The organism is Flagellimonas cixiensis (genome assembly GCF_042134615.1).
In the GTDB taxonomy this organism is placed as follows: domain Bacteria; phylum Bacteroidota; class Bacteroidia; order Flavobacteriales; family Flavobacteriaceae; genus Flagellimonas; species Flagellimonas cixiensis.
This window is the reverse complement of record NZ_CP169639.1, coordinates 1,203,481-1,215,440: the sequence shown is the minus strand read 5'-3', so window position 1 is coordinate 1,215,440 and position 11,960 is coordinate 1,203,481. Positions and strand designations below refer to the sequence as shown.

Sequence of the window (11,960 nt, the reverse complement as noted above, 5' to 3'; positions counted from 1 at the left end):
TTTTTGTTTGTTAATTTAGTGTTAACTATATTAGCGCGATTTTAACTTTTGCTTAATCGCGGTGTGTCAAAAATACGGCACATTTGCAGGGCTAATTAAACACTTAAACACTGAATTAAATGAAAAGAATCTACTTGGCTTTTGCGGCCATTTTGTTTTCCGCAATGGCGTTTGCACAAGGAACTCTTACTGGTACGGTTATCGACGGTGACCAAGGCGGACCGCTACCAGGTGCTACTGTGATGGTTAAAGGAACCAGCAATGGTACATCAACCGATTTTGACGGTAACTTTACCATCGAAGTAAATCAAAGCTCAGGATCACTTATTATCTCTTACATTGGATTTGTTTCTAAAACAATTCCTTTTAAAACAACAGGTGATGTTGGTACAATTTCTCTATTGCCAGATGCCGAAGAGCTAGGTGAAGTAGTAGTTGTAGGTACAGGTATTATTGACCTTGCTACCGACCGTAAGACACCTATCGCGGTATCTTCGGTTCCTGTAAAAATTATTCAAGAAAAAATCGGTACTCAAGACGTGACCATGACATTGGTTAACACACCTTCTGTTTATGTTTCCGGACAATCTGGAGGTTTTGGAGATACCAACATGAGGGTGAGAGGTTTTGATCAAGATAACACAGCCTTCCTTTTAAACGGTCAGCCAATCAACGGAATGGAAGACGGTCTGATGTACTGGTCCAACTGGTCCGGTATCAACGATATCGCTTCTGGTATCCAGATTCAACGGGGTCTAGGATCTTCTAAATTGGCCATCTCTTCAGTAGGTGGTACCGTGAACTTTGTGACCAAGGCAACCGAAATGAACGAAGGTGGATTTGGATACGCAACTGTTGCAAACAACAACTATATTAAAACTTCTGCAGGATATAACACTGGAATGTCTGATAAAGGCTGGGGTATGAGCGTAATGTTGTCTCACTGGCAAGGAGATGGTTACAATGAAGGTAACTTCGGGGAAGGACAAACTTACTTCATCTCTGTAGGTTACAGACCAAGCCTTAAGCATGGTTTCAACTTTTTGATTACTGGCGCTCCTCAGTTCCACGATCAAAACTTTACCAAGCCCATCGAAGATTATTTACAGTATGGAAGAAGGTACAACAATAACTGGGGTACATACAATGGTCAGTACATGACTGAAAGAAGAAACTTCTACCACAAACCAGTTGCTAACTTAAACTGGGACTGGAACATTAACGAAACTACAAACCTTTCTACAGTACTTTACGCCTCTTGGGGTAATGGTGGTGGTACTGGTAACCGTGGTAACCGAATCAGAACTGAAGAAGGACGTATAGATTACGATGCGATATATGCATTCAATGAAAGTGTTCCTGATGGTGCAGGTGGTTATTTTGCCGCTGGTGGCGGATACGTAACCCGTGCCTCTATGAACTTGCACAACTGGTATGGTTTAATTTCAAACTTTGAGAAGGAATTAAGTGACAATTTAACTTGGAATGTTGGTTTTGACTTGAGAACATACTACGGAAAACACTTCCGCGTAGTTTCTGACTTCCACGGTTTGGATTCTTGGCAAGAGAACATTCGTTTGATTGATCAAAATAACAATCACGAACCTTACGGTACTTTTGGAACGTACAAGCAAGTAATAGCAACAGAATCGTTTAGACCTTCTGGATGGGCAGCAGCGTTTAATTCTTATGATGAAGATCAGAAAATTGCTTATAGCAATGATGAGCGTATTTCTTACGGAGGATTGTTCACACAGTTGGAATATGCTACAGATACCTTCTCAACTTTCTTCCAAGGATCTATTTCTAATCAATACCACCAAAGATTCGATTTTTATCAATATGCTGATCAAGCATTGATCGATGGTACTTCATCACAATGGACAGGTGAGCCTCTACCAGCAGGTATAGAGCCAGGAACAGATTCAGAAAAGGTGAACAACTTTGGTTACAATGCTAAAGCTGGTTTTAGCTATACGCCAACATCTCAGCATAGCTTCTATGCAAACGCAGGCTATTACAACCGTCAACCTTACCACGATAACATCTACTTGAACTTTACCAACCAAGTAAACCCATTGACTGAAAATGAGAAAATTTTGGGTCTTGAAGCTGGATATGGTTTCTCGAGCTCTTTGTTCTCTGCGAACGTAAACGTGTACAGAACTTCTTGGAAAGACAGAGTGGTGACTAGTTCAGATGTTGTGGATGATGTTTTGACATTCACCACAAACTTTGGTACTGAGCAATTGCACCAAGGGGTAGAGGTAGACTTCAAATTCCGTCCAATGACCGGCCTTAGTATCAATGGTTTCGCTTCTATCGGCGATTGGAAATATCAAGGAGATGCAGTCACCCAAGTTACTGACGAAGAGCGTAATGTAATCAGTACTGAGATGGTAGATTACGACGGTGGTAAAGTAGGTGGTGCAGCCCAAACTTCAGGAGGTTTAGGTGCAGCTTATAGAGTAAATAGCTGGTTCGCCTTCGACGCAGATTGGAGATACTATGCTGATCTTTACTCTGATGTAGGTGCTGTAAAAGAAAACTTGAAATTGCCATCTTACAACTTGATGGATGCTGGTGTAACTTTCACAATGCCATTGGGTATCGACAAGTCGAAGCAATTGAAAATTAGAGCTAACATGAACAACGTTTTCAACACCATTTATCTTTCAAGATTAACAACTGCTGATTTTGTAGAAGATGGTGACGAAACTTACAAAGGTATCAATGTATCTAACCAAGGTTATTTTGGTTGGGGTAGAACTTGGAACGTTACTTTGCGTTACGATTTCTAATCAAACCTTTTAAATAAATAAAAGCCCTTCGCTAAAGCGAGGGGCTTTTTTTATGTTCAAAATTCCGTACTTTTAAGCCTCAAACTATACCGTATGGAAATCATTAAAAACCTGCACTCTTACCTAGCTTATGTTGTTTTGGCCATTTTGGTTTTGGCCACCATTAATGCCATTTTGGGCTGGATGGGCAAAAAGGACTTTACCATGCACAAGGATCTTCGTGTTAGCCTATTTGCGCTTATTCTGAGTCATATTCAACTATTAGTGGGACTTATACTTTACTTTACAAGTGCCAACGGATTAAAAGCTATTCAAGCTCTCGGAATGGGCGGATTGAACGCTCCGGCTCGTTTGTTGGCTTTAGAACATCCATTTATCAACATTATCGCTTTGGCTTTGATCACCATTGGATGGTCTCGTCACAAAAAGTTTATGGAAAGCGAAAAAAAATTTAAGACCATCGCCATTTTTTACGGTTTGGGCCTTTTATTGATCTTGAGCCGCTTGCCTTGGTCGCAGTGGTTCGCATAAACTTTTGTTGTTTTGTCATCTTGAGCGCAGTCGAAAGGTGAGCAAAACATCTCGACTTTAGTTTGTCCTGAGCGTAGTCGATGGACTCGATGTGACAATTGAGACATTTATCGATTCACTTTCTTCAATAAAAACAAATAAGCAGGAAAGTGGTCGCTATAGCCTGCCGTATAGGTTCCACCGGCATACGTTCGTAAGGGATAGCCTTTAAAGCGGCCTTGTTCCGTTCGGATAAAGTTAGGGGCAAAAATTCCCGCTTTCCAATACGAAAGTTGTTGATGCGTGTCGTCCAAAAGGCTTGGGGTCATAAAAATTTGGTCAAAAAGGTTCCATTTATCCCGATAAGCTAGCGAACCCACCCCTTTTCGGAACATTTTTTCCATAGGGTTGAATAGGGAAATACTATCCACTTGATTGGGATTTCCTTTCGTTTTCAAAATCTTTTTTAAGCTGTCATCAATAGGATCATCATTCAAATCTCCCATGGAAATAATTTTGGCTGTTGGGTTCAACCGTTGAATGGAATCCATAATGCGTTTGTTCAGCAAAGCAGCTCGAATTCGTAGTGGTTGACTTTTAGCTGAACCTCCCCTTCGTGATGGCCAATGGTTCACAATAAAATGAATTTCCTCACCATCCATGATGCCACCGACCACCAATTGGTCTCGTGTATATTCCCGTTCGCCCATATCATCAAACAATAATAGTCGATGACTTTTAAAAGATGTTGGCAAAAAAGCCGGCTTTTTATATAAAAGTGCTACGTCAATACCCCGCTCGTCAGGCGAATCAAAATGCACAATGCCGTAGTCCTTTTCCGCAAGGTTGGGGTGGGCAATCAAATCCTCGATAACTTTTCGGTTTTCGACTTCACAAAGCCCAACGATGTCAGGCGAGGATTTGGAAGTTTCTTTGCCAATTTGTGAAATAACGCTTGAGAGATTTTCAACTTTTTGTTGATAACGTTCCCTGGTCCAATGATACCTCCCCTCCGGAGTACGATCATCATCAAAGGTAAGCGAGTCGTTCTCTGTGTCGAAGAGGTTTTCGCAGTTGTAAAACGCTATGGTTCTTAAAGTAAATGTTTTGGACTGTTGTCCATAAAGTGAGGTCGATATTAATACAAGTAGGTATATTAATAATCGCATTATGTTTTGATTTTGTAGCTAAAATAAGTAAGATTGTTCGCTTTTTGCAAACACTGTACAGCAATTACAACCCCAATTTTACTAATTAACCTACAATTAAGTTATGAGAACAACTATGCTCATGGCCGTGCTGGGGTGTTGCTGTACATTCGCCCAACAAAGCACTGTCATTACTGGTAGCGTGTACGAAAAAGGCCTGAACAAACCCATTGCCAACGCTACTATTGCCCTTAAGGGGAATCAACAAACCACCTTTACCAATGCTTCTGGAAGTTTTGAACTTTCCACTGATCTAGAAGGAGACTATGTCTTGGAAGTTTTGGCCCAAGATTACCTTTCCAAAGAATTCTCATTGTATTTGAATGGGAGCGCTTTGGATTTGGGGACTATTTATTTGGAGCGGGACATCCAATTTGAAAAAACGGATAATCTCATCACCCTTACCGATGGAGACCTTTTGGATGATTTTGAATCCGTTTCGGGTGCTATGGGATTATTGCAATCTACCCGTGATGTTTTTTTGAATCGTGCTGCTTTCGATTTTGGTCAAGCCTTTTTTAAAGTACGTGGCTATGATTCAAGAAATGGTCAAGTACTTATTAATGGCGTGCCCATGAATAAATTTTTTGATGGTCGGCCACAATGGAACCACTGGGGAGGACTTAATGATGTCACCCGAAACCAAGAATTTACCAATGGATTGACCATAAACCCTGTTGCTTTCGGTGGAATTTTAGGAAACACCAACATCGATACACGGCCATCGGGGATGAGGCCCGGAATCCGTATTTCTGCTTCTTCCAGTAATAGAACATATCGAAACAGACTTATGGCCACCTTTAATTCAGGAAAGCAAGAAAATGGATTGGCCTATTCTATTTCTGCGTCCAGAAGATGGGCGGAAGAAGGATATGTTGCAGGTACTTTATACGACGCCTATTCTTTTTTTGGAGCCCTAGAATATCAGTTGAACTCTGTGCATAGTATAGCCGTTACAGGACTGTGGGCTAGAAATAGAAGAGGGCGTTCGTCAGCCTTGTCTGATGAAGTTTTTCAGTTGATGGGTAACCGATATAATCCCTATTGGGGAAATCAAGATGCTAAGATTCGTAATGCTAGGGAACGCGAAATTTCTGAACCTATTTTTATGGTCAATTATACCCTGAAACAAGAGAAGTTCAACGTAAATGCAGGTGTTGCCTATCAAACAGGGATTAACTCAAGGAGTAGATTAGGGTATTACAATGCGCCAAATCCGGACCCAACCTATTATAGATATTTGCCCAGTTATTACATCAACGGTTCGTTCGGGGCGGATTTTACCAATGCCAATTTGGTGAAAGAAGCCATCTTGGAAAATCCGCAACTTTCTTGGGAATCCTTGTACTTGGCGAATCAAAATTCAGGCCCAAAAGCCTCGTATTTGCTTTACGATGATTTGGCCAATGACAATACCATCACAATATCCAGCACTTTTGGCTACGAGTTAAATGATTGGATAAAATTGGGATGGGGAGGCAATTATATGTCTACTTCATCGGAAAACTATGCCGAAATATTTGATTTGCTTGGCGCAAGTTATCACGAGGACCTAGATACTTTTTCCAACACACTCAACGATGCGCAAGGAAATCTTCAAAAAATCACAGGAGACAAATTCAATTACCATTACAATTTGGACACATCAAAATGGGAGGGTTTTGGGCAAGTGGAGTTCACCTTGCCTAAATGGAGTGGATTTGTTTCAGCGGCCTATTCCACTTTTGAAACTCAACGGACGGGATTTTTTCTCAATGAACGTTATGCAGAAAATTCATGGGGTGAAGGAGATAAAGTTTCATTTTCCAACCTTGCCTATAAGGGAGGGGGGAGCTATTTTCTTTCTGGCAGGCATTGGTTTACGGCAAATGCAGGGTATTTGGAAAGACCGCCCACGCTTCAGAATATTTTTATCAATCCAAGGGAAAATCATGGGATTGTAAGCGACCTGCAACCCGAAACTGTGACCACTGTTGACTTAAGTTATTTTGTCCGACTTCCCAATCTTACTGGACGGATTAGTGCTTTTTATACGCGTTTTCAACATGCAACCGACATTAATTTCTTTTTTACAGATACAGGCTTGGGCTCCGATTTTGTGCAAGAAGTGATCACAGGATTGGATAAGCTGCACAAGGGCATAGAGTTCGGATTTGAATACGAAGCTTCATCCAGTGTAAAATTGACCGCTGCAGGGAATGTTGGCAATTATACCTATGCCAGTGATCCCATGGTGCAAATCAATTTTGATACTTCAAGCCCAGAAGAAGATCTTATTTCAATAGAGGGCTACAGTGATTTAGGTTTTGCCCAATTAAAGGGTTTAAAACTGGCGCAGGGCCCTCAGACTGCCTTAGCGCTAGGGGTAGAATATCGCTCTCCTAAATATTGGTGGGTAGGAGCAACCACAAACTATCTTACCAATAATTACATCAATATTTCAACCATACTGCGTACCCAAAGTTTTAAAATTGACCCAGAAACAGGCGAAAAATTTCCCGAAGCTACCAATGAAAATGTTGCAAAGTTATTGGCGCAAAATAAAATGGAGGATATCTACCTATTGAATTTGGTCGGAGGAAAATCTTGGTTGTTGGGAGGTAAATACTTTAGTGCTTTTGCCAGTGTGAGTAACCTTTTTGACTCTTTTTTTCGAACGGGAGGGTATGAGCAAAGCCGCAATGGGAATTTTGGACAAATGCAACAGGATAATTTGAGCGGGACCCCTTCATTCGGACCAAAATATTGGTACGGCTATGGGCGGACATACTTTTTGAATTTCGCTATAAGTTTTTAAACACACCATCATGAAAAAAACAATATTCATTTTTACCATCATTCTGCTTCTAACCCAATTTTCGTGTACGGAAAGTAGAGAATTTACCGATCTTCAAAAACTGTGCAGTTCAGAATTGAAGTCCAATTTTAGCATTTCAGACCTAGATGAATTGGCAACGGATGAAACCGTCAAAATTCAAGAAGACCTTATGATTGAAGGCTATGTGATTTCTTCGGATAAAGAAGGTAATTTTTTCAATCTACTCATTATTCAAGATACTCCTGTCAATCCAACAAAAGGTATTCAGTTGGAAATGGATTTACGGGAATCCCATCTTCAATTTCCACTCGGTAGCAAGGTTTTCATTAAACTAAAGGGATTGTACCTTCAAAAGAAGAACGAAAACCTACTATTGGGGAGTGTGTTTTCTTCCTTTGGAAATATTTCCGTTGGACGACTACCTGGACCAAAAGTGAAGGAGCATGTTTTTCTTTCGTGCGAAGATGCGAATCCTATACAACCATTTTTTACCACCATTCTTGAAATTGACAGTTTACCGCCCAATGTGCTGGTCCAATTGGCAAATGTGGAATTTGTGGATGAGGAATTGGGAGCGCTTTTCGCTGTTGCTGAAGAAGAAACTATTAGGAACCTTCAAGATTGTGAGGAAAATAAAATATCGGTCTTGAATAGTGGCTACGCAGATTTTCAGGCAGAACCTCTACCTATGGAAAATGGAAGTCTTATAGGTGTTTTGTTAAGGGACAAAGGAAAATCCCAATTGGTAATTCGCAGTTTGAAAGATGTAGTTTTTGACCAAGAACGTTGTCCGGAAATCATCACCGAATTTACCTCGAACCAAATTTTTATTTCTGAATTGGCCGACCCTGAAAATAATACAGGAGCCCGTTTTGTGGAATTATACAATTCCTCTTCCGAACCTTTGGATTTGAATTTATGGACACTGCGACGTTACACCAACGACAATGTGGAAGTTAGCTCCACAATAGATCTGTCGGGATTGATTATCGGACCCGAAAGCACCTTGGTTATTTCGCCAAATGCCTCGGAGTTTGAATTAGTCTATGGTTTTCCTCCCGATTTGGGTGTGGGAACAAACAGTCCCGCCGATTCCAACGGGGACGATAATCTGGAATTGGTAGACCCATTTGGAGCGGTCATAGATGTATTTGGAATTATCGGGGAAGATGGCTCAGGCACCAATCATGAGTTTGAGGACGGTAGGGCCATTCGAAACTTGGAAATCATGGAGGGCAATCCTACCTATACCTTCTCCGAATGGACTATTTTTAATGACACAGGTGATGCAGGAACTATAAATCTGCCGCAACAAGCACCGCAAGACTTTACCCCAGGCCAACGAAATTAATACCACTAATAAAGCCCCTTTAAAGGGGCTTTATTTTTTTCTGGGATTTACCTTAAAAAGCTTTATAGTTAAATTTTTGTCCACCTACCGAGGCATCGGCCATAAGACCCGCCTTGGGCAAGGCAAAAACAGCAACGCCATCCTTGTATTTGGCATTAAAGGCAATTCCTGATTTTAGGGCCACTGCCGATGTTTCTGCTGCAAACTGAAAATCACCTTTCTTAAAGCGTTCCAAGTCTACATCAGTTTCAAAAAAGATAACCTCAATAATGGCTTGTCCACCCGCTTGCAGGCCAATGTTCAATTTTTTAAGGTCGGCCATACCTATTGCGGTTCCATTGTCGTAAACCACTCCATTACCTGAAGCACCGCCAATAATAAAACCGCCCTTACCTACATTGGGAAAAATCACATACCCTGCAGAATCTTCGAAAAAACCTTTCAAATTGGGGGCTGCCTCCAATAGTGAGGTTTTGGCTTTTTCGGCATCATCCATGAGTTTTTTGTCCTTCTTATTTTGTGCCATGGCTCCGGTGCTAATAATCAGCAGCGCCATAATCGAAATTGCTTTATAAATTTTCATGATTTTTTAAGGTTTTAGTGAACATCAAAATTAACAAACCAAGTCCTCCCATATTGGAAAGGGTTTGCCAATTAGTGTTAAGAAAATGATATAATTGATACGTCTCAATTCGGTTCCATTCCTTTCAAGTAGACCACCATAAATTTAAAGTGTTTTAACCTATTTTTTAGTTTGACCGATGACAATGCCTTAATGTATTTCGCTTTTGAAATACCTCATTATTAATTTAGAAAAGGCTGCAGAATTTCTTAAATTGAAGAGGCACATAAGCAGCACAGTAAACAAATCAAAATCACATCCCTATTATAGAGAATAACTATTTTTTCATAGTATTTTAATATTGGTTATCTATTGAAAGGGGAGTCTAATTCGTATTTTTACTAAAGCAGTAACTATAAATTAAACAACATACTATCATGAGTAAAGAAATGGCAAACGGGGCAGATGCAAGTCAATGCCCATTTTTAAGTGAAGTTGCCGGTGGCGGTACACAAAATGAAGATTGGTGGCCCAACCGACTAAGGCTGGAATTGTTAAGCCAGCATTCTGAAAAATCAAATCCGCTTGGAACAGATTTCAACTACGCTGAGGAGTTCAAAAAATTGGATTATGATGCCCTCAAACAGGATTTGTTGAACGTTATGACCGATTCTCAAGATTGGTGGCCTGCCGATTTTGGTAGCTATGCAGGTTTGTTTATCCGTATGGCGTGGCACAGTGCTGGAACCTACCGTGTTCAAGACGGCCGTGGAGGCGGTGGTCGCGGTCAACAACGTTTTGCCCCTCTTAACTCTTGGCCAGATAACGTGAGTTTGGACAAAGCTCGTCGTTTGTTATGGCCCATCAAACAGAAATATGGTCAAAAAATATCTTGGGCAGACCTTATGATATTGGCTGGGAATGTGGCCTTGGAATCAACAGGCTTTAAAACCTTTGGTTTTGCAGGAGGTCGTGAAGATGTTTGGGAACCGGACCAAGATGTGTATTGGGGTAACGAAACCGAATGGTTGGCCACGAGTGATACACCAAACAGCCGTTACCAACATAATAAGGAAGAACGTGAGATAGAGAATCCATTGGCAGCAGTTCAAATGGGATTGATCTATGTAAACCCAGAAGGCCCAGATGGCAACCCCGACCCTGTTGCCGCAGCACACGACATTCGCGAAACTTTTGAGCGTATGGCCATGAACGATGAAGAAACCGTTGCATTGATTGCAGGAGGGCACACTATCGGAAAAACACATGGTAACGGAGATGGAGAAAAAGTAATGATGGATGCTGATCCAGAAGCAGCAGATTTGGAATTGCAGGGCTTCGGATGGGTAAATAAAAATGGTACAGGAAAAGGTCCAGATGCTTTTACTTCTGGACTGGAAGTGATTTGGACATCGACCCCAGTTAAATGGAGCAACGACTTCTTCAAGTTCTTGTTCGAATACGATTGGGAATTGACCAAATCTCCAGCAGGAGCGCACCAGTGGGTAGCTTCAAACGCTGAGGCCATTATCCCTGATCCTTTTGGTGGACCTAACAGAAAACCAACTATGTTGACCACCGACCTATCATTGCGTTTTGATCCTGCTTACGAGAAAATTTCACGTAAATTTTATGAGAATCCGGATGCATTTGCCGATGCCTATGCTCGTGCTTGGTTCAAGTTGACGCACCGTGATATGGGTCCTGTTTCAAGATATCTTGGACCTGAGGTGCCTGAAGAAGAATTGATCTGGCAAGATCCAATTCCAGCAGTGGATTATACCTTGGTTGATGCTTCCGACATAAAAGCGTTGAAAGCAAAGGTGTTGGATTCCGGTCTTTCCGTTTCTGATTTGGTGTATACCGCTTGGTCGTCCGCAGCAACTTTCCGTGGTGGAGATAAGCGTGGAGGTGCCAATGGTGCCCGTATTAACTTGGAACCCATGAAAAGTTGGGAAGTGAACAAAGGAACCGATAAAACAATCAAGGTTCTTGAGGGCATTAAAGATGAATTCAACAGCAATACAACTGGAGGTAAAAAAATCTCCTTGGCCGATATGATTGTTCTAGCCGGTTGTGCAGCAGTTGAAAAAGCAGCCAGTGATGCGGGTGTGCCTACTGAAGTGCCATTTACTCCTGGAAGAAACGATGCAACCCAAGAGCAAACTGAAATTGATTCCGTTGCTTATTTGAACACCCCTTATGATGGTTTTAGAAACTATGCAGTGGATGGAATAAAAGTGCCTGCAGAACATTTATTGGTGGACAAAGCGCAATTGTTGACGCTTACCACCCCTGAAATGACTGCTTTGGTAGGAGGTTTGCGTGTACTTGGAGCCAACTTTGATGGTTCAAGGCATGGGGTGTTTACAGACAAAATTGGAGTATTGAGCAACGACTTCTTTGTAAACCTACTTGATATGTCTACCGAATGGAAGGCTACCAACGAAGAAAAAACACTTTACGAAGGTGTGGATCGTAAGACGGGAGATTTCAAATGGTCTGGTACAAGAGTAGATCTTGTATTTGGTTCCAATTCTATCTTGCGTGCTCTTGCCGAAGTATATGCGGAGTCTGGTTCTGAAGCAAAATTTGTAAATGATTTTGTGTCGGCATGGACCAAAGTAATGAACCTTGACCGTTTTGATTTAGCTTAATTATAAACGGAAAAAAGAAAAAGAAAATTAAAGCTAAAGACTGCCATGACCCA

General features: G+C 41.3%; 7 protein-coding genes. 5 read left to right on the top strand and 2 right to left on the bottom strand.

Features of this window, described 5'->3' with window-relative positions; translation table 11 throughout:
• Window positions 1-119: 119 nt before the first annotated feature.
• Window positions 120-2,801, top strand: a complete 2,682-nt coding sequence (locus ABT310_RS05365) for a TonB-dependent receptor (protein WP_375325719.1) — start codon at window positions 120-122, stop codon at window positions 2,799-2,801.
• Window positions 2,802-2,894: 93 nt separating this feature from the next.
• Complete coding sequence (locus ABT310_RS05360; RefSeq protein ID WP_375325718.1) at window positions 2,895-3,332, top strand: hypothetical protein; 438 nt, start codon at window positions 2,895-2,897, stop codon at window positions 3,330-3,332.
• A gap of 107 nt (window positions 3,333-3,439) precedes the next feature.
• Here the strand turns inward: ABT310_RS05360 and ABT310_RS05355 are convergent, their stop codons facing one another.
• Window positions 3,440-4,480, bottom strand: a complete 1,041-nt coding sequence (locus ABT310_RS05355; protein WP_375325717.1) for an endonuclease/exonuclease/phosphatase family protein — start codon at window positions 4,478-4,480, stop codon at window positions 3,440-3,442.
• Window positions 4,481-4,583: 103 nt separating this feature from the next.
• On the opposite strand from ABT310_RS05355, the gene ABT310_RS05350 reads away from it, so the two are divergent.
• Together ABT310_RS05350 and ABT310_RS05345 are read left to right on the top strand one after the other, a co-directional pair.
• Complete coding sequence (locus ABT310_RS05350; RefSeq protein WP_375325716.1) at window positions 4,584-7,316, top strand: TonB-dependent receptor domain-containing protein; 2,733 nt, start codon at window positions 4,584-4,586, stop codon at window positions 7,314-7,316.
• A 10-nt stretch (window positions 7,317-7,326) separates the two neighbouring features.
• Window positions 7,327-8,688, top strand: coding sequence for a DUF5689 domain-containing protein (locus ABT310_RS05345; RefSeq protein ID WP_375325715.1), 1,362 nt, complete (start codon window positions 7,327-7,329; stop codon window positions 8,686-8,688).
• Window positions 8,689-8,740: 52 nt separating this feature from the next.
• On the opposite strand, the gene ABT310_RS05340 is transcribed toward ABT310_RS05345, so the two are convergent.
• Window positions 8,741-9,271, bottom strand: a complete 531-nt coding sequence (locus ABT310_RS05340) for a hypothetical protein (RefSeq protein ID WP_375325714.1) — start codon at window positions 9,269-9,271, stop codon at window positions 8,741-8,743.
• 416 nt (window positions 9,272-9,687) lie between these two features.
• On the opposite strand from ABT310_RS05340, the gene katG reads away from it, so the two are divergent.
• Window positions 9,688-11,907 (top strand): catalase/peroxidase HPI, encoded by a 2,220-nt coding sequence (gene katG, locus ABT310_RS05335; protein ID WP_375325713.1) that lies wholly within the window; start codon window positions 9,688-9,690, stop codon window positions 11,905-11,907.
• Window positions 11,908-11,960: the final 53 nt, after the last annotated feature.